At 62.6% G+C, this 18,429-nt stretch carries 23 protein-coding genes; 4 read left to right on the top strand and 19 right to left on the bottom strand.

Annotated features, from left to right (window positions below):
- Window positions 1-252: 252 nt before the first annotated feature.
- Window positions 253-2,076 (bottom strand): methyl-accepting chemotaxis protein, encoded by a 1,824-nt coding sequence (locus P0D71_RS05675; protein ID WP_408479446.1) that lies wholly within the window; start codon window positions 2,074-2,076, stop codon window positions 253-255.
- Between the two features lie 253 nt (window positions 2,077-2,329).
- Here P0D71_RS05675 and P0D71_RS05670 point away from each other — a divergent pair, with 253 nt between their 5' ends.
- On the top strand, window positions 2,330-2,620 hold the full coding sequence (locus P0D71_RS05670; RefSeq protein ID WP_091796850.1) for a YciI family protein: 291 nt from the start codon (window positions 2,330-2,332) through the stop codon (window positions 2,618-2,620).
- A gap of 66 nt (window positions 2,621-2,686) precedes the next feature.
- Here the strand turns inward: P0D71_RS05670 and P0D71_RS05665 are convergent, their stop codons facing one another.
- From P0D71_RS05665 to P0D71_RS05645, 5 genes are all read right to left on the bottom strand, one after another.
- Window positions 2,687-3,304, bottom strand: coding sequence for an SCO family protein (locus P0D71_RS05665; RefSeq protein WP_091796851.1), 618 nt, complete (start codon window positions 3,302-3,304; stop codon window positions 2,687-2,689).
- A gap of 4 nt (window positions 3,305-3,308) precedes the next feature.
- Window positions 3,309-4,214 carry a heme o synthase gene (gene cyoE / locus P0D71_RS05660; RefSeq protein WP_091796852.1) on the bottom strand — a complete coding sequence of 302 codons (906 nt, stop codon included), beginning with the start codon at window positions 4,212-4,214 and terminating at the stop codon, window positions 3,309-3,311.
- A gap of 6 nt (window positions 4,215-4,220) precedes the next feature.
- On the bottom strand, window positions 4,221-5,330 hold the full coding sequence (locus tag P0D71_RS05655; protein ID WP_408479445.1) for a COX15/CtaA family protein: 1,110 nt from the start codon (window positions 5,328-5,330) through the stop codon (window positions 4,221-4,223).
- A gap of 22 nt (window positions 5,331-5,352) precedes the next feature.
- Window positions 5,353-6,015, bottom strand: coding sequence for an SCO family protein (locus P0D71_RS05650; RefSeq protein WP_408479444.1), 663 nt, complete (start codon window positions 6,013-6,015; stop codon window positions 5,353-5,355).
- A 69-nt stretch (window positions 6,016-6,084) separates the two neighbouring features.
- Entirely contained in the window at window positions 6,085-6,801 is a 717-nt protein-coding gene (locus P0D71_RS05645) for an SURF1 family protein (protein ID WP_408184542.1), read from the bottom strand.
- A 111-nt stretch (window positions 6,802-6,912) separates the two neighbouring features.
- Here P0D71_RS05645 and P0D71_RS05640 point away from each other — a divergent pair, with 111 nt between their 5' ends.
- The gene (locus P0D71_RS05640; protein ID WP_007179452.1) at window positions 6,913-7,122 is read left to right on the top strand and encodes a twin transmembrane helix small protein; all 210 of its coding nucleotides are present in this window, start codon (window positions 6,913-6,915) and stop codon (window positions 7,120-7,122) included.
- Between the two features lie 163 nt (window positions 7,123-7,285).
- Here P0D71_RS05640 and P0D71_RS05635 read toward each other — a convergent pair whose 3' ends face one another.
- The 8 genes from P0D71_RS05635 to P0D71_RS05600 form a co-directional block, all read right to left on the bottom strand.
- Window positions 7,286-8,143 (bottom strand): cytochrome c oxidase subunit 3, encoded by an 858-nt coding sequence (locus P0D71_RS05635; protein ID WP_091796856.1) that lies wholly within the window; start codon window positions 8,141-8,143, stop codon window positions 7,286-7,288.
- 131 nt (window positions 8,144-8,274) lie between these two features.
- On the bottom strand, window positions 8,275-8,484 hold the full coding sequence (locus P0D71_RS05630) for a DUF2970 domain-containing protein (protein ID WP_091796857.1): 210 nt from the start codon (window positions 8,482-8,484) through the stop codon (window positions 8,275-8,277).
- Between the two features lie 35 nt (window positions 8,485-8,519).
- On the bottom strand, window positions 8,520-9,134 hold the full coding sequence (locus P0D71_RS05625; protein WP_091796858.1) for a cytochrome c oxidase assembly protein: 615 nt from the start codon (window positions 9,132-9,134) through the stop codon (window positions 8,520-8,522).
- Window positions 9,135-9,176: 42 nt separating this feature from the next.
- Entirely contained in the window at window positions 9,177-9,311 is a 135-nt protein-coding gene (locus tag P0D71_RS05620; protein WP_091796859.1) for a cytochrome oxidase small assembly protein, read from the bottom strand.
- Between the two features lie 115 nt (window positions 9,312-9,426).
- Complete coding sequence (gene ctaD, locus P0D71_RS05615) at window positions 9,427-11,040, bottom strand: cytochrome c oxidase subunit I (protein WP_091796860.1); 1,614 nt, start codon at window positions 11,038-11,040, stop codon at window positions 9,427-9,429.
- Window positions 11,041-11,084: 44 nt separating this feature from the next.
- Entirely contained in the window at window positions 11,085-12,686 is a 1,602-nt protein-coding gene (gene coxB, locus P0D71_RS05610) for a cytochrome c oxidase subunit II (RefSeq protein WP_408479443.1), read from the bottom strand.
- A 66-nt stretch (window positions 12,687-12,752) separates the two neighbouring features.
- On the bottom strand, window positions 12,753-13,226 hold the full coding sequence (locus P0D71_RS05605; RefSeq protein WP_091796862.1) for a DUF2244 domain-containing protein: 474 nt from the start codon (window positions 13,224-13,226) through the stop codon (window positions 12,753-12,755).
- A gap of 313 nt (window positions 13,227-13,539) precedes the next feature.
- Complete coding sequence (locus P0D71_RS05600) at window positions 13,540-14,505, bottom strand: methyltransferase domain-containing protein (protein WP_091796863.1); 966 nt, start codon at window positions 14,503-14,505, stop codon at window positions 13,540-13,542.
- Window positions 14,506-14,589: 84 nt separating this feature from the next.
- Between P0D71_RS05600 and P0D71_RS05595 the strand changes: the two genes are divergently transcribed.
- Both P0D71_RS05595 and trmL read left to right on the top strand, forming a co-directional pair.
- The gene (locus P0D71_RS05595; protein WP_408479442.1) at window positions 14,590-15,375 is read left to right on the top strand and encodes a phosphoribosyltransferase family protein; all 786 of its coding nucleotides are present in this window, start codon (window positions 14,590-14,592) and stop codon (window positions 15,373-15,375) included.
- Window positions 15,376-15,393: 18 nt separating this feature from the next.
- The gene (gene trmL / locus P0D71_RS05590) at window positions 15,394-15,864 is read left to right on the top strand and encodes a tRNA (uridine(34)/cytosine(34)/5-carboxymethylaminomethyluridine(34)-2'-O)-methyltransferase TrmL (protein ID WP_408479441.1); all 471 of its coding nucleotides are present in this window, start codon (window positions 15,394-15,396) and stop codon (window positions 15,862-15,864) included.
- Here trmL and P0D71_RS05585 read toward each other — a convergent pair.
- From P0D71_RS05585 to P0D71_RS05565, 5 genes are all read right to left on the bottom strand, one after another.
- A complete protein-coding gene (locus P0D71_RS05585; protein ID WP_286161996.1) occupies window positions 15,837-15,962 on the bottom strand; it encodes a hypothetical protein in 126 nt (41 codons plus the stop codon). The genes trmL and P0D71_RS05585 overlap by 28 nt on opposite strands.
- A gap of 97 nt (window positions 15,963-16,059) precedes the next feature.
- The gene (locus P0D71_RS05580; protein WP_091796866.1) at window positions 16,060-17,058 is read right to left on the bottom strand and encodes an NAD(P)H-dependent glycerol-3-phosphate dehydrogenase; all 999 of its coding nucleotides are present in this window, start codon (window positions 17,056-17,058) and stop codon (window positions 16,060-16,062) included.
- Window positions 17,059-17,080: 22 nt separating this feature from the next.
- Entirely contained in the window at window positions 17,081-17,551 is a 471-nt protein-coding gene (gene secB, locus P0D71_RS05575; protein WP_007179465.1) for a protein-export chaperone SecB, read from the bottom strand.
- A 151-nt stretch (window positions 17,552-17,702) separates the two neighbouring features.
- Entirely contained in the window at window positions 17,703-17,966 is a 264-nt protein-coding gene (grxC, locus tag P0D71_RS05570) for a glutaredoxin 3 (RefSeq protein ID WP_007179466.1), read from the bottom strand.
- Window positions 17,963-18,388 (bottom strand): rhodanese-like domain-containing protein, encoded by a 426-nt coding sequence (locus P0D71_RS05565; protein ID WP_012431601.1) that lies wholly within the window; start codon window positions 18,386-18,388, stop codon window positions 17,963-17,965. Before P0D71_RS05565 ends, grxC begins: the two co-directional genes overlap by 4 nt.
- Window positions 18,389-18,429: the final 41 nt, after the last annotated feature.

Here is an 18,429-nt window from a genome sequence, read left to right as displayed (position 1 = left end):
TGATTCTCGCTGTTTCTAATCAATGACCTGGCCGACGATTTCATCGACGACCTATCGAGTTCTGATCGATGTCAGATTCGGGTGGAAGCCGGCGGCAAAGATTGCTTCTGGCAATGCGCCGCCAACTGGACCTCAAATGGTCTCATATGCCCGGCGAGATGGGAAATACCGCGATCGCATATGGTTATGCGCGCCGAACGGCGTTGAACCGCCAGCGCGTGAAAGCGGCAAACGGTCGGCCGTACATGGAAATCAGAAGGTGGTCCATTCATCATCGCGCGGCGTGGCCTTGGTTGCTTCTGCCGCTGCGCGCGGCTTGCCAACCGGCTTTGCGCTTGCAACGGCGGCGGCTGGTGCCGGAGCCGGCGCCGCAGCCGCTTTCACTGGCACCGGCAGCTTCGGTTCGGCGCGGGACGATGCCGGCGCGGACTGTGCAGCCGCGCTAACTTCGCGAGCAGCCGCCGTGTGCGTCGTAGCCGTCACTCTGCGCGCCGCGAGCGCAGCCGAACTCTGCGAACCACCGTCCGTGTCGCTCACGCGAAACGCGCTCACCGTGTCGCGCAAACGCCCCGCCTGATCCTGCAACGAAGCCGCCGCAGCCGCAGCCTGCTCGACCAGTGCCGCGTTCTGCTGCGTCACTTCGTCCATCTGCGTGACGGCGCGGCCGACCTGGGAAATACCGCTGCTCTGCTCTTCGGATGCCGCCGCGATCTCGCCCATGATGTCGGTGACGCGTTGCACGGCTTGCAGAATCTCGCCCATCGTCGTGCCGGCCTGCTGCACGAGCGTCGAGCCGTTATGCACGCGCTCGACCGATGCGCTGATCAACTGCTTGATCTCCTTGGCCGCCGTTCCCGAGCGCTGCGCGAGGCTGCGCACCTCGCCCGCGACGACCGCGAAACCGCGCCCCTGCTCACCGGCGCGCGCAGCTTCCACGGCGGCGTTCAACGCCAGAATGTTGGTCTGGAATGCAATGCCTTCGATCACGCCGATGATGTCCGCAATCTGCCGCGAGCTGTCGTTGATCTCGCCCATCGTGCCGATCACGCGGCTCACCACGACGTTGCCACGCGTTGCGATTTCGGACGCGTTATGCGCGAGTCCGCTCGCCTGCCGCGCGTTGTCGGCGTTCTGCTTGACCGTCGCGGTGAGTTCTTCCATGCTCGCCGCCGTTTCCTGCAGCGACGCGGCCTGCTGCTCAGTGCGCTGCGACAGATCACCGTTGCCCGCGGCGATCTGCTGCGTAGCCGAGGCGATAGATTCCGCCGAGCGACGAATCTCGCCGATGGTTCGCTGCAAACGGTTCTGCATTTCATGCATGGCCGCCATCATGCTGGTCTTGTCGTGCGGACGAACGTCGACCACTTGGGTCAGATCGCCTTGCGCGATACTTGCCGCGAGCCGCGCCGCCTGGTCCGGCTCGCCGCCGAGACTCGCGCGCACGTTGCGGATGATCAGCACCATCGCAAGCGAGATGATCGCGCCGATCACCAGTACGACGACGAGGTGGCCGAGCAGCGTTTCGTAGTACGCCGTATCGATGTCCTTGATGAACACGCCGCTCGTGATGTTCCAGTCCCAAGGCGCGAAGCGCACCACATAACTGAGTTTCGGCACGGCGGTTTCGGTGTGCGGCAGGCGCCCGCGATACTGCGCGAAGCCGCGGCCACTTGCCTTGGCCGCGTCGACGATCGCCACGTACAGGAGCTTGCCGTCCGGATCCTTGAAGTCGCCGACCGCCTTGCCGGTCATTTGCGGCAGCGTGGGATGCATCAGCACCACCGGCTTCGAATCCATCACGAACAGATAGCCGGACTCGCCGTAGCGCATGGTCGCAAGACGGGCTAGCGCTTCGCGCTGCGCATCGGCCGCACTCATCTTGCCGCTCTGCGACAGCGCGTAATAGCCGTTCACGACGCCTTGCGCGGCATCGACCAGATTCACCATGCCGGCCTGGCGCTCGGCCAGCATCGTGCTGCGCGTTTCGACCGCGCTCCACAGCCCGACACCCAGCAGTCCCAGCCAGACGAGCGCGAGCGACAGCCATAGTTTGCGATTCAAACTCATCCTGCTCATTGTTGTGGTCTCTCTTCGTGTTATTCGTGTTTCGTTCGCAGTCGCAAGCACACGGTTTCGCGTCGCGCGCAAACGATTGCTAGCGAGATAACGGCATGATTTACCGACAACTTGAGAGACTCTGTAAGGAGAGCGCCGGCAGGGTCCGGCGGTCTGCACGCAGGTTGATCGCGCGCAACGAATCGTGCTCTGAACGATAATCCGAAGCTGCGGTCGCGTTCTGGCGGCGCATTCCCTTGCTCGAGAAGACACCATGTACGTTATCGACCTCATCTACACCGCATCGCTCGAACGTATCGACGACGCATTGGAAGCGCATCGCGCATTTCTGGCGCGGCAGTTTGAAGCAGGTGTGTTCGTCGCCGCCGGACCGAAAGTGCCGCGCGACGGCGGCATCATTCTGGCGGTGCGCATCGAGCGCGATAAGCTGGATGAGATTCTCGCCAGCGACCCGTTCGCGCAGCAGAAGCTGGCGCGTTACGAGGTGACGGAGTTCAAGACGACGCGGCTTGCGCCGGGGTTGAATCTGCCGATTCCGACCTGAGAGGAGTAAAGCGAGGGGCGTTGAAAACGGGCGCGATGTGGCGTGCGCCCGCCATGGATCGGTGCGTCAGTCGAGCAGCAGCTTGATATCGTGCACCCACGGCGTTGCGCCCTGGCCGTCGCGCGCGAATAGGCGCAGCTTGCCGTCCGTGTCGAACACATAGCTTGCTGCCGTGTGATCCATCGTGTAGCTATCGGGCGTCTTGCCCGGCACCTTCGCGTAGTAGACGCGAAAGTCTTTCGTGATTTTGGTGAGTTGCGCCTGATCGGCCGGGCGCAAGCCGACGAACGTCGAGTTGAACGCCGGCACGTATTGCGCGAGTAGAGCCGGCGTATCGCGCTCGGGGTCCACGGTAACGAACAGCACCTGCACGCGCTTTGCGTCTTCCGGGCCGAGTTGCTGCAACGCTTGCGACAATTCGGCCATCGTGGTCGGACAAACGTCCGGACAATGCGTGTAGCCGAAGAACAGCACCACCACCTTGCCCTTATAGTCCGCCATGCTGCGCAGATGCCCGGACGTGTCGGGCAACGAGAAGTTGCTCCCAAACTGCGTATTGCCGGTGATGTCGAGATTCTGGAATGCCGGCGGCTGCTTGCCGCAGCCTGCCACCAGCAAGGCGCCGCCGAGCGCGCAAGCTATCACAGCGGCACGCGCCGTACGCGCGAAGCGGTTATTGAGCATGGTATTACGCGCCGATCACGACGCGCGCATAGTGGTCGATCAGCAGCGCGGCGAACAGCAGCGACAGGTAGACGATCGAATAGCGGAAGGTTTTGCGCGCGAGGTCGTCCGAGTACTCGCGGTAGATCTTCCACGCGTAGGCGAGGAACACGGCGCCCAGCAGCACGGCCGCCACGAGGTACACCACACCGCTCATGCCGGAGACGAAGGGCATCAACGTGACCGCGAACAGAATCACCGTGTACAGCAGAATATGCAGGCGCGTGTACTTCTCGCCGTGCGTGTTCGGCAGCATCGGCAGGCCGGCGTTTTCGTAGTCTTTGCGGCGATACAGTGCAAGCGCCCAGAAATGCGGCGGCGTCCACACGAAGATGATCAGCACCAGAATCCAGGCATCGCCCGGCACGTGGCCGGTGACCGCGGCCCAGCCTAGCGCAGGCGGCATGGCGCCCGAGGCGCCGCCGATCACGATGTTCTGCGGCGTGGCAGGCTTGAGCAGCAGCGTATAGATGACCGCATAGCCGACAAACGTGGCCAGCGTGAGCCACATGGTGAGCGGATTGGCGAACGTATAGAGCGTCCACATGCCGAGGCCGCCGAGCACGGCCGAAAACAGCAGAATCTGCGCGGTGGTGATTTCACCGCGCGCGGACGGCCGCCACGAAGTGCGGCGCATTTTCGCGTCGATTTTCTGTTCGACGAGGCAATTGATGGCGAACGCCGCGCCGGCCAGCAACCAGATGCCGACGGTGCCGCCGATCAGCGGAGTCCAGGGCACCATGCCGGGCGTCGACAGGAACATGCCGATGACGGCGCAGAACACGGCGAGTTGCGTGACGCGCGGCTTCGTCAGGGCGATGTACTGGGAGACCCGGCTACCGGGCGTTTGGGAAAGTGTTGTGCTGTCCATGTGGAGTCACGCTGGCGCGGCATCGCGCGCAGGAAACACGGCGCGGCCGGGACGGCTATAAGCGATCCGAAAGTTTAACATAACGAGCAGAAGCAGCAGGATTGCGGCCCCACCGTTATGCGCCACCGCAATGGGCAACGGCCATTGCAGAACGATGTTCGACAGCCCCGTGATGAACTGGATCAGCACCACCAGCAGCACGCCGTTCGCCGGCCGCCGCAGCGACTCGAAGCGGCGTAGTTTCAACGCCAGCCAGACCAGATAAGCAACCACGACGATCGCGAATGTGCGATGCGTCCAGTGAATCGCCACCAGCGCGTCCTGGGTGATCATGTCGCCGTCGCCGGTCATGCCGAGCGCACGCCACAGGTGGAAGCCGTGCGCGAAGTCCATGGGCGGAACCCATTGGCCGTTGCAGGTCGGGAAATCCGTGCAGGCGAGCACCGCGTAGTTCGTGCTGACCCAGCCGCCCAGCGCGATTTGCGCGATCAGCAGCACGAGGCCCGCGAGCGCGGCCGCACGCCAGCGCGCGGCTTCGGGTTCGAACGCGGGCAACGGCGTCTGCCGCGCGGCCAGCCAGCCGAGCGTGCCCAGCAGCGCGAGGCCGAGCAGCAAGTGCGTCGTCACAATGATCGGCTGCAGCTTCATCGTCACCGTCCACGCGCCGAACGCGCCTTGCACCAGAATCAGCAGCAACAGCGAGGTCGGCCACCATGGCGACACATGCAGCGCACGCCGTTTGACGCGCGCCGTCCACGCGATAACTGTCTGCGCGATGATCAGCACGCCGATCGCCATCGCAAAGTAGCGGTGGATCATTTCGATCCATGCCTTCGTCATGCTGACCGGTCCGGTGGGCATAGCCTGATGCGCGGCCGTGATCGCCGCATGCGCGATGAACGGCGACGACGTGCCGTAGCAGCCCGGCCAGTCCGGACAGCCGAGCCCGGAATCGGTGAGCCGCGTGAAGCCGCCGAACATCACCAGGTCGAGCGTGAGGAAGGTGGTGAGCCAGACCAGCTTACGGAATTTGTTGTCGTCTGCCTTGACCCACACGTAGGACAGCGGCAACAACGCGATACACAAGCCGATCAGGGCCAGTTGCAGTACGAACATCTCTCTTACCTATGTTGCGGCATCAACCGATACTCGACCATTTGAGCAGCTTGGTCACGTCGCCCTTGATCTTGCTGGGGTTCGGATCTTTCGGGAAACGCATCATCAGATTGCCGTTCGGATCGACCATGTAAATGTGGTCGGTGATTTGCGTGCCGTTCTCAGTGGGCAGCCACGCGGACACCTGCGCCGGATCGGCGATCATCATGTTGGTGTCGGGGTAGGCCTTTTGTATCACGTCTGCGACGTTGCCCGCATCGGTACGCAACCACACCTCCACGACGCGTTCGCGTTCCGGGCCCTGAGCTGCGCGGATTTGTCGCATGAAGTAGAGCTTGGTGACGCACGCTTTGTCGCACGCGCTGTTGTCGACCGAGATCAGCAGCCAGCGGCCGCGCAGCGTAGCGAACTTGACGGGCTTGCCATCTTCGCCCGTCACCACGAGCGAATCGGGAATCGGGCGTTGCGGTTCGACCAGCGTGCCGTAGCTCGTGCTGCCGCCGGACGGCTTGATCACGTAGTACGTGAAATACGACACGGCGATCGGTGCCGCGCAGATGATCGCCAGCAGCAGCAGAATCCAGCGGCCGCGCTCCCACGAGCCTTTGCCGTTGGGTTGGCCGGGCATGGGCTTGGGCGCTGCGGGTTTGCCGGCTTGCGGCGAACGGGGAGATTGCGTCGACACTACAGGACCTCTTTCAATGATTGCACGGCGCCGCGGCCTAGCTCGGGCCACGACGCCGCATGTGCTGCGTTACACGCCCGGCGCGTGCTCTTTCTTCGCCGCACGACGCGCGGCATAAAGGCCGAAGACGAGCGCCGCGGCCGCCATGCCCCACCACTGGAACATATAGCCATAGTTGCGCTCGACACCGTTGGTGGGCGCGGGCCAATCGCGCACCAGCTTGTCGCCGTCGTCGCTCAACTGCTGAATCACGAACGACTGCAGCGGCAAACCGGTTTCCGCAGCATACGCGGCGGTATCCAGATTCTGGCGGATCAGTTGATGTTCGGCCGAACCACCCTGCCCCAACTCGTATGCGCGCGACGCGTCGGCCCGCGCAATGCCTTCGATCTCGATTTCGCCTTGCGGCGTCGTATACGGCGCGATGGTCTCGCGATTGTTCATGTTGCGCGGCAGCCAGCCGCGATTGACCAGCACGTAGCCGCCGTCGGCCAGTTTAAAAGGCATCACGACGTAAAAGCCCGGCTGGTCGTTATACGGACGATTATCGAGGTAGACGACTTTATCCGCGACGAAACTGCCGCGTGCCTTGACGCGATGAAACTCGATGTCCTTCAACGCGACCGGCGCGGCGCTCACCGGTTGGGCGGGCGCGTTCTCGAACTGCGTGATGTGCGCTTCGAGCGCTTCTTTCTGATGCGCGCGGTCACGTTGCCAGAAACCCAACCGCACCGTCACCACGATCACTAGCAGAATCAACAGCGCGGGAACGAGGCGGATCTTCATCGGGCACGCTCCACCACCACTCGCGGCGCGATGGGGAACGTGCGGCAAACGCCGGCGCGCGGTGCGATAATAAATGTCTTGCCCCTGCGCTTCCTGATTTCAGCTGGTTCCATGCACATTCTCGTTCCCATCGCCTTCGTCCTGATCATCGCCAGCATGGTGTCGGCGCTGTACTTCATGATGCATGACAAGGGCAAAACCAAGCGGATGGTCTGGTCGCTCGCCACGCGGGTGGGCCTGTCGATCTCGCTATTCCTGTTCATCCTGTTCGCTCACTGGATGGGTTGGATTCAATCGACCGGCATTCCTTACGGGCGCTGAGCCCGGCGGGAAAATCCCCACGCCGCCAAACAAAACGCCGCCCTGACAGGGTCGAGGGCGGCGCTGCATAAGCCTTGCATACTGCTCGTGCGCCGCGTCCCGAAGGACGTTGCGCGAACGGCCTGCACATTCCGGGTTGCCGGTCGGCGCAGGCCAGACTGCGTTACAGCCAGTACACGACGACGTACAGCCCGAGCCACACGACGTCCACAAAGTGCCAATACCAGGCCGCGCCTTCGAACGCGAAGTGATGGTCCGCCGTGAAGTGACCGCGGATCATACGCACCAGCACGACTGCCAGCATCGTGCCGCCGAGGAACACGTGGAAGCCGTGGAAGCCCGTCAACAGGAAGAACGTCGAACCATACACGCCCGACGACAGCGTCAGGTTCAGTTCGTTGTACGCGTGGAAATATTCGAAGCCTTGCAGGAACAGGAAGCAGACGCCGAGCACGAGCGTTGCAGCCAGCCAGACAATCGCCTTCTTGCGATGATTTTCACGCAGCGCGTGGTGCGAGACGGTCAGCGTCGCGCCCGAGGAAAGCAGCAGCGCCGTGTTGATGGTCGGCACAGGCCACGGTTGCATCGACTTGAAGGTCGAGACCAGCGCTGCCGGACCGTTGTTCGGCCACACGGCCGAGAAGTCCGGCCAGATCAACTTGTAATCGAGGCTGCCCAATTGATGCAACGCGATTTCGCGCGCGTAGAACAATGCGCCGAAGAACGCGCCGAAGAACATGACTTCGGAGAAGATGAACCAGCTCATGCTCCAGCGGTAAGACTTGTCGACATTCTTGCCATACATGCCGCCTTCCGACTCGGCGATTGCGTCGCCGAACCAGTGCCACAGCGTAAAGAGCAGCCACAACAAACCGGCGACGACGCCGATCGGCGCCCAGTCATGTTCGTTGATCCAGGCCGCAAGCGATCCGAGCATGACCAGCAACCCGGCGGCGGCGCTGATCGGATGCCGCGACGGATGCGGTACGAAATAGTACGGGCTCTCGTTTTGACCGCTCATTCTTGATTCTCCACTTCAGTCCAGTTGTTCCGGAATCTCCGGCTGTATCTTCGGCGGCGCGTCGATACCGCACCGCTTCGCTCTAATTGTTGGGCGCTGCTTCGCCCGGTGCTACGTGTGCGCCCGCTGCGTCAACCTACCACGGCACGCACGATCAGAATCAACGCCACGATAAAAATGGCCGCGCAGATCAATGCTGCCGCGATCACGTGCAGCGGGTTCAGCTGCGTGGCGTCCGCCTCCAGATCGCGGCGCTTGCGCACACCGAAAAACGACCAGAAGACCGCACGCATCGACTGACCAAAGCTGCTCTTGCGCGGGCTGCCGCCGTTATCGCTCATCTTGTTTCGTCTTCCTTCGTCTGCGGCACGAGCCGTCAGGCGGGATTGCCGGTGGTGGCCGCCGTATTGGCCGTGGGTGCTGCGTTTCCGGCCTTTGCCGCCGCCGGCGTATTCAATTCAAAAAACGTGTACGACAACGTGATCGTCTTGACGTCCTTCGGCAACTTCGGATCGACCACGAACACCACCGGCATCCGCTTCGTCTGATTAGCCGTCAAGGTTTGCTGCGTGAAGCAAAAACACTCGATCTTCTTGAAGTACTCGGTGGCCTGCTTCGGCGCGTAGCTCGGAATGGCTTGCGCCTGAATCGTGCGCGCCTGTTCGTTGCTCACCTCGTACATCACCGTTGTCACTTCGCCAGGGTGCACGTCGAGACTACGCTGCTCCGGCTTGAATCCCAGCGGGCCGCGCGCGTTCGCATCGAATTCGATCGAAATCGTGCGGCTCATGTCGACCTGCGTATTCTTCGCCTCGCGCGCCGTGGCATCGCGCTGCACGAGGTTGTTGATGCCGGTGATCTGGCAGATCGCACGGTACATCGGCACCAGCGCGAAGCCGAAACCGAACATCATCAAGGCGACGATGAACAGCTTGATCAGCATCGAACGGTTAAAAGAGCGGTCGGCCTGAGCCGGCGGTTGCGTCGACATCTCAATCCTCAACAAACCTGCAAACTGACTCGAACCGCTTTGTCAGGAGAACCACTTCTGATGAATGATGACGCTCGCGAAAAAGACCGCGGCGATCAACAACATCACGAAACCGATCCGCCGGTTACCCGCGCGAATCTGCTCGGGCGTACGTCTTTCTTGAGGATTGCGCGTCATGCTCGACTTTCTGAATACTTTTCGTGACTACGGACGCCGCCACTACCTTCGTGATCGCCGGCTCAGGTAACCAACTGCTGCGCTGCCCGAGCCGGCAATCTCACCAACTTATCGATTACTCGACGGTCGGCGGGTTTTCGAACGTGTGGAACGGAGCCGGGCTCGGCACGGTCCACTCGAGACCCGTTGCGCCGTCCCACGGCTTGTCGCCAGCTTTTTCGAGTTCGCCGCCGCCACGGTAGGCCGGCAGTGCAACCGCGAACAGGAAGTAGACCTGCGCCAGACCGAAGCCGAACGCGCCGATCGAGATGACCTGGTTCCAGTCGGTGAACTGCGCCGGGTAGTCAGCATAACGACGCGGCATACCTGCGAGGCCGACGAAGTGCATTGGCAGGAACGCGAGGTTGAAGAAGAACATCGACGCCCAGAAGTGAATCTTGCCGCGCGTTTCGTTGTACATCCAGCCGGTCCACTTCGGCGCCCAGTAGTACCAGCCGGAGAACAGCGCGAAAAGCGAGCCCGCCACCAGCACGTAGTGGAAGTGCGCCACCACGAAATAAGTACCGTGATACTGGATGTCGAGCGGCGCCATGGCCAGCATCAGACCCGACAGGCCGCCGAACGTGAACACCAGCAGGAAGCCGACTGCGAACAGCATAGGCGTTTCGAAGCTCAGCGAACCGCGCCACATCGTCGCGACCCAGTTGAACACCTTCACACCCGTCGGCACGGCGATCAGCATGGTGGCGTACATGAAGAACAACTGGCCCGTCACCGGCATGCCGGTTGCGAACATGTGGTGCGCCCACACCATGAACGACAGAATCGCGATCGACGAGGTTGCGTACACCATCGAGCTGTAGCCGAACAGCGGCTTGCGCGAGAACGCCGGAATCACCTGCGAGACGATCCCGAACGCCGGCAAGATCATGATGTACACCTCGGGGTGCCCGAAGAACCAGAAGATATGCTGGTACATGACCGGGTCGCCGCCGCCTGCCGCGTTGAAGAACGACGTGCCGAAGTGGCGATCGAACAGCACCATGGTGATCGCGCCTGCCAGAACCGGCATCACGGCGATCAGCAGGTACGCGGTGATCAGCCACGTCCAGACGAACATCGGCATCTTCATCAGCGTGAGGCCGGGCGCGCGCATGTTCAGGATCGTCACGACGATGTTGATCCCGCCCATGATCGACGAAGCACCCATCAAGTGGACCGCGAAAATCGCGAAGTCCATGCCCGGGCCCATCTGCGTGGACAGCGGCGCGTACAGCGTCCAGCCTGCGGCGGTCGCGCCGCCCGGCGAGAAGAACGAACCGACCAGCAGAACAGCCGCCACCGGCAGGAGCCAGAAGCTGAAGTTGTTCATGCGGGCGAAAGCCATGTCCGATGCACCGATCTGCAGCGGCACCATCCAGTTCGCGAAGCCGACGAAAGCCGGCATGATCGCGCCGAACACCATGATCAGGCCGTGCATGGTGGTCAACTGGTTGAAGAACTCGGGACGCATGATCTGCAGACCCGGCTCGAACAGTTCGGCACGGATCATCAGCGCCATCACGCCCCCGGAGAGGAACATGGTGAATGAGAAGATCAGGTACAGCGTACCGATATCCTTGTGATTGGTTGCGAACAGCCAACGGCGCCAACCATGCGGCGTTTCGTGGGCATGGTCGCCGTGCACGTGCTCGTGGCCCGCGACTACATCGTGTCCGATGCTAGACATGACAATCTCCTAAAGCGAATACTGCGGTGCTGACCATGAACACGTCAGGCAGCCGGGCTGATCTGAACACGCCGGGCTTCTTTCGCGTCGCTGCCGCCCGTGATCGTTTCCGGCTTCTTCAAAATAATATGGTCTTCGGCAATGCCGGCTGCTTTCAAAGCGTCGCGCACGGCTTCGGCACGGCTCTTCGCGAGTTTCGCGTTGAGGTCGGCGGAGCCGGTGGCGTCGGTGAAGCCCGACAGCGTGAATTTCGCGTCCGGATGTGCTTTCGCATAGGCCGCAGCCGCGTCGACCGCCGCTTTCGCGTCGGCCGGCAGCGTGCTCTTGCCGGTGTCGAAGTAGATGCTGGCCGGAAGTGTTGCCGGCGATGCCGCGCTGTCCGCTGCCGCACCCGAGGCGCCCGAAGCCGCCTCAGCGCCGATCGCTGCCGCGCCTGCGTCGGCCAGATGGTTGCCACCTTCCGGCAGCTTGCCGTTGCGCGCGTCCGCAACCTGCTTCGGCTGGAGAATGTCGCCCGTGTGGTTGCCCCACGAATTACGTTCGTACGTGACGACCGATGCGATTTCGACGTCGTTCAACGTAGGCGCCCACGAAGGCATCGCGTTCTTGCCCTTCAGCACCAGACTGACGTGCTCGGCAATCGCGCCGTTGGCGATCTTGCTGCCGTCGAGCGCCGGGAATGCGCCCACGCCCTTGCCGGTCGGCTGGTGGCAGACCGCGCAGTTCGCCGCGTACACCTTGCCGCCGCGTTCCATCAGCTCGGCCATCGTGTAGGTCTTGTTCGGATCGTCCTGGCCTGCGGCCATTTTCTTCTTCTGGGTGTCGACCCACTTCGCGTAGTCGTCGGCGGACAGCACTTCAACCACCACCGGCATGAACGCGTGTTCCTTGCCGCACAACTCGGTACAGAAGCCCCGGAACGTGCCGATCTTGTCAGCCTTGAACCACGTATCGCGCACGAAACCCGGAATCGCGTCCTGCTTCACGCCGAAGGCCGGCACGTACCAGGAGTGGACCACGTCGTTCGCGGTGGTGATGATGCGGATTTTCTTGTCGACCGGCACGACCAGCGGATTGTCGACTTCCTGCAGGTACGTGGTGGAAATCGGCTGGCGACCATCGGTTTCCGCACGCGGCGTGGTCAGCGTGGACAGGAAGTTGATGCCCTCGCCCGGGCCCTTCACGTAGTCGTAGCCCCACTTCCACTGATAGCCCGTGACCTTGATGGTGACGTCGGCGTTGGTGGTGTCTTTCATCGCCACGACGGTCTTGGTGGCGGGCAGCGCCATCAACACGACGATGATGAACGGCACGATCGTCCAGATGATTTCGACGGTGGTGCTTTCGTGGAAATTCGATGCCTTGTGGCCTTTCGATTTGCGGTGGGCGAAGATCGAATAGAACATCACGGCGAACACGCCGACGAAAATCACCGTGCAAAGCACCAGCATGAACATGTGGAGGCTGAAAAGCTCCTCAGCGATTTTCGTCGCAGGCGGCTGGAGATTGATCTCGTTGACGGCAGGGCCGCCCGGAACATCGCCCACTGCCAGGGCGGCACCGGCGAAAAGCAGTCCGCTCATCGCCAGCACGCCCATGAGGGCTCGCTTGATTGTTTTCATAGCTTCCTTACCCAAAATTTCCATTCAAACCCTCGACCCCGCTGGCAGGTAACCTCGCGCTCCCCGTGAACGCCGCGCTTCTCAACACGTCTAACAACGCGTGAGCCACATACGCAATTCGCCTGCGAACTGCGCGCGCCGATACTGCGCGAGATGTTGCCCGATCATGATCGTCTGGCCGCGTGAGACCAGTTTGATCCGGTCACGTGGCGTTGCGCCTGCCTCGATCCGCACCCAGCGCGGATTGAACTCGAACTGCGTGAGCTGCTCGGCGCTGACCTGCTCGACCACGAGCCGGTTCTGAAACAGCCGGATGCGCTCGTAGTCCACAGCATGACGCGCATATATGGCAAACGCGATGCCCACCGCCAGCAATTCGACACCGGTGAACGGCAACACCAGCCAGGCGCCGACCAGAACCAGCATGAATGCAATTGCCAACGAGAACAACGCAAGCGACACGTAGAAACAGACGAACTGCCGCGGCGATATCGAACAGTTGCGTTTCATCGTCCAGTCTTTGAGAACCGGTTCTGAATCCGCCAGCAGATCTGATGCTTCCATCGCTGCCTCCCGCCGATTGTCTCCAATCGCCGCCTGCGGCCATTTCTTGCGACCGCTAATCCGGTCACCCGATCACCGCCGCGTCATCTTATCTTGCTGCCCTATGCCTCGGGGCTGCCGCCCCAAATGTGGGAACTCCGGGCGACAAACTGACGCATTATAGGCGCGATCCATAGCATCCACAAGCAAGCGTCAATTGGCCCACAACCCAGGCGTGACAAGCCTCCGCGCCGTTTTGACGCAGCTTTTGCGCGTCTTTTGAAGCGGTAATTTCAGACATAACAGATGTCCTCTTTACCGCCTCACTGATTCCTCAACGATTCCTCGCCGAACCTCGCCCGATGTCCTCGATCCGCACGATCCCATGACCTTCGGCAGTCGTGCGCGGCACGGCTTTCCATGCGTGCCCGTAGATCACCTCGAAGGTCAGCGCGATCGTGCCGTCGGCGCGCCGACGGGCTTCGAGCGCTGCCAGCAAAGCCTTGTGCAGCCTGCGCGCGACGGCGCCCGACGAGGCCTCGCGCTCGAACGGATAGGCGCCCCAGCGGCGCACGTCGGCGAGCAGCGACTCGGGCGACTTATAGGTAATGGTCAGCACTTCCTGGTCCATCACCGGAATCTCGAAACCGCTTTCCACCAGCATGTCGCCCAGGTCGTGCATGTCGACGAAATCGATCACATGCTTGCGCGAGGCAACGCCGTGCGCGGCTTCGACTTCGGCGTAGGCGCCGCGCAACTCCTTGAGCGAGTCGGGGCCGAGCGTGCTGAACATCAAGAGGCCGTTGACCTTCAGCACACGCTGCCACTCGGGAAACACGAGATCGGGCCGCGAGTGCCAATGCAGCGCAAGATTGGACCAGATGAATTCGAAGGCGCCGGCCGCGAACGGCAGCGCCGAAAAGTCGGCTTGCGCGAAGCGCGGCCCGCGGGCGCCGAGCGCTTTGCCGAGCGTGGCCGGCAGAAAGCGCCGCCAGCTCGTGTCACCCGAATCGTGCTGCAGCGCGCGCGTGAGCATGCCGTGCGACAGGTCGGAGCCGAACACCGGCGCCTCGGGAAAGCGCTCGCGCAAAGCTGGGATGTCTTCGCCCATCCCGCAACCGGCGTCGAGCACGCTCGCCGGCGTGACCTTGATGTAGTCGAGACGCTCGCGCATGCGCTGCGCGATTTCGCGCGGCAGGAACGCGACGTCGCCAAAGGTCGCCGCGCGGCGGTCGAAGATCCGCTGGAGGCGCTGGGAATCATAGGCCGGACGGCCTGATTGAGCGGAAGTTGAGGACATGAGTGTCGTACTGGCGTAGAGCCCGAAGTATACTCGCTCGCTCCCCTCCATTCAGTGTGAAAGGCCTTCGCGGGCGGTCCAGCCATGCCACTCCGACCCATTTCGTCATCTTCCGGCGCCCGCTTCGCGCGTTTCGCGCGTGCTGCAAATTCCGCATGGCCGCGGGTGGCGCAGGCTGCGTTGCCGAACCTGTGCGCGTTGTGCGGCAATTTGTCGCACGCGACGCTTTGTGCCGGTTGCGACGAGGCCTACTGGAATGAAGGCCGGTTGCGATGCACTGTCTGCGCGGTACCGTTATCCACCACGCGATCGCCGATCCACGCGCAATACCGGTGTGCGGATTGCATTGGCGAGCCGCCACCGTTCGACGCCACGTTCGCCCTTGCGGACTACCGGGCACCGCTCGACACGCTGGCCGTCGGCCTGAAATTCCGCGCCCGGCTGATGCTGGCGCGCGAGTTCGGGCAACGCCTCGCGCGCCTCGCCCAGGATTCCTGCCAAGAGCTGGCTGAATGGCCCGATGTGATCGCACCCGTGCCGCTTGCCAAAAAACGTCTCATTGAGCGCGGCTACAACCAGGCCTGGCAGATCGCGAGGCCACTGGCTCGCACGCTCAATGTACGCAGCGACGCAACCCTGCTGCATCGAATGATTCACACCGCACCGCAGTCGCGGCTCGATCTCTCCGCCCGCCGTCTGAACGTAGGCCGCGCCTTCAAGGTCGCCGGATCCGTGCAAGGTCTGCACGTCGGCATTGTCGACGACGTGATGACCACCGGCGCGACACTCGAAGCGCTGGCTCGCACGCTCAAGGCCGCCGGAGCAAGGCGCATCACCAACTTCGTCGCGCTGCGCACGCCGAAAAACTAGTCTCAACCTGAGCTCACCATGTTCAATGTCGTTCTCGTAGAACCGGAAATCCCGCCGAACACCGGCAACGTGATCCGTCTGTGCGCCAACACCGGCGCGCGCCTCCATCTGATCGAACCGCTCGGCTTCCCGCTCGACGATGCCAAGCTGCGCCGCGCCGGTCTCGACTATCACGAGTACGCGCAAATGAACGTGCATGCCGACTGGGCAGCGTTTATCGCCAAGGAATTGCCAGATCCGGCGCGCATGTTCGCCTTCACCACGCGCGGTTCGGGCCGCTTTCACGAGCACGCGTTTCAGTCGGGCGACTGGTTCGTGTTCGGCGCCGAAACGCGCGGCCTGCCCGACTCCGTGCTCGACCAGTTCGCTAACGAGCAGCGCGTACGCCTACCCATGCGGCCGGGCAACCGCAGCCTGAACCTGTCGAATACCGTTGCGGTCGTGGTGTTCGAGGCCTGGCGTCAGACGGGCTTCGAAGGCGGGGCCTGACGGCGCTGCAATTCCGCCTCGTAGCGCGCGAACATGGTGTCGCTGAAACAGGCGAACACCATCCGCTCGTCCAGCGTGCAACGATTGAGACGGAGCATGGGAACCTCGCTGGTGCGAAGCGTCGATAAAAACGTGGACAGCGACAGCGGGCAGCCGTTCAGCGCTTTGGCGCGCTAAACGGCTGAAAGACAAGGCTTATTCAGCTTTGGAGTCGCGCCGCAGCAGGGCGCTGACGGCGTCGCGAGGAGCCACGCCGTCGAACAGCACGGCACAGACCGCCTGCGTGATCGGCATGTCGATTGCATGAGCACGGGCGATCGCGAGGACCGCTTGCGCACAACGCACGCCCTCGGCCACATGACCGAGGCCGCCGAGAATATCGTCGAGCGTGCGGCCCGCGGCGAGTTGCAGGCCGACCGTACGATTGCGCGACAGATCGCCGGTTGCGGTCAGGATCAGATCGCCCAGACCGGTCAAGCCGGTGAACGTTTCCGCGCGCCCGCCGAGCGTCACGCCGAGGCGCGACATTTCAGCGAGGCCGCGCGTGATCAATGCCGCGCGCGCGTTCAGACCGAGCCCGAGGCCATCGGCAATGCCCGTTGCAATGGCAAGCACGTTTTTCACCGCACCGCCCACTTCCACGCCGACGACGTCGTCGCCGGTATAGATGCGCATGGCGCCGTGATGGAACGCAGCGACCGTGCGCTCCCGGCACGCCGCCGAAGCACTCGCGATGGTCAACGCGACCGGCAAGCCCTGCGCGACTTCGCGCGCGAAGCTCGGACCGGACAGCACACCGTTGCTGCCATGTTCCGGCAGCTCGGCCGCGACCACCTGATGCGGCATCAACTGCGAATCGGCCTCGAAGCCTTTGCACAGCCACACCACATGCGCCGGCACTTTGCCCGCATCGCGCATGGCCCGAAAGAGACTACGCAGTCCGGCCACGGGCGTTGCCACGACGCATAACGCGTCGCCGGCGAGCGCGTGCTCGAGCGCTGCGTTGAGATCCGCCTCGTAGCGCAGCGCGGGCGGCAAAGCAACGCCCGCCAGATAGCGGGCGTTTTCGTGCGAAGCGCGGAGATCGGCGATGAGCGCGGGCTCACGCGCCCACAATACCGTGTCGTGCCGTACGGCCAGATGGCCGGCAAGGGCGGTGCCCCATGCGCCGGCGCCAAGGACAGCAACCTTCATAGCCGGCACTGCTGGCGACACGTTAGTGCGTGACGCCGTTTTGCGCCGCGCCGTCCTGGCCGCCCATCTGCGCGAGGCGTTGCTCGTACAGTGCCTGGAAGTTGATTTCGGCGAGATGGATCGGCGGGAAACCGGCGCGGGTGATCGCGTCGGCGATGTTCGAGCGCAGGTACGGGAACAGAATGGTCGGGCAAGCAATGCCAACCAGCGGGTCGATCTGCTCAGCCGGAATATTGCGGATGTCGAAAATGCCGGCTTGCTTGGCTTCGATCAGGAACGCAACCTTGTCCGACACCTTGGCCGTGACCGTACCCGTAACGAGGATTTCGAACACGGTGTCGGCGAGGCGCTCGGCCTTCACGTCGACTTCGACTTCGACCGACGGCATTTCCTGCTCGAGGAAGATGCCCGGCGAATTCGGCTGCTCGAGCGACATGTCCTTCAGGTAGATACGCTGGATGTTGAAGAACGGCTGGTTATTCTCGTCGGACATGATGAAGTGATTCCCTGATAGGTATGCATGGCGGCGGCCCATGGTTGCATGGGCCGCCAGATCGTTGCGGCGCGCCGCCCGCCCTGATGAGGCGAGACCGCGCCGGCTTGGTGTTCAGCCGCCCTTATCGCGCACCCGCGGGCGCGCGAATTCAGGCGGTTGCTTCGAGCAGCGGCATCAACCCGCCCGCGCGATCGAGCGCGGAGAGGTCATCGTACCCGCCCACATGCGTCTCGCCGATGAACACTTGCGGCACCGTGCGGCGACCGGTCCGGGTCATCATTTCCTCACGACGGGCCGGGTCTTTGTCGATCAGTACCTTTTCAACGTGCTCGACGCCGCGCGACTTTAAAAGACGTTCGGCCATCTGGCAATACGGGCACACCTGGGTGCTGTACATGATCACTTTGTTCACTTGGCTGCTCCTTGTTTCACAACCGGCATGCCGGCTTTCTGCCAGGCGTCGACACCGCCTTCGAGAACATGGACTTCCGCATACCCTGCATCCTGCACGATACGCGCTGCCTTGTTCGACTGCTGGCCGGTCTGGCAAACCAGCAGCACCGGGTTGCTCTTATTCTTCACGAGTTGCGCAACTTTCGCCTGCAACTCCGCAAATTCAAGGTGCCGGGCCGCGGGCAAATGCCCCTTGGCGTAGTCGGCGGACGGACGAAGGTCGATGACCGCCGCATTGCGCCGGTTGATCAGTTGCGTGGCTTCAGCGGCCGACAGGCCACCGCGGCCGCGCCGGCTGATCGTCGGCCACAGCAGCAACCCACCGGAGATGAGGACGATCGCGATCAGTACAAGGTTTGTGTAATCAGTGAAAAACTTCACGGAAAATCCGCCGAAAAAGAGAGAAATCGAAAAGGACAATC

This window comes from Paraburkholderia sp. RL17-383-BIF-A (assembly GCF_046028015.1).
Classification (GTDB): Bacteria; Pseudomonadota; Gammaproteobacteria; order Burkholderiales; family Burkholderiaceae; genus Paraburkholderia.
The sequence above is the reverse complement of the archived record's forward strand: the minus strand, read 5'-3'. Positions and strand labels throughout refer to the sequence as shown.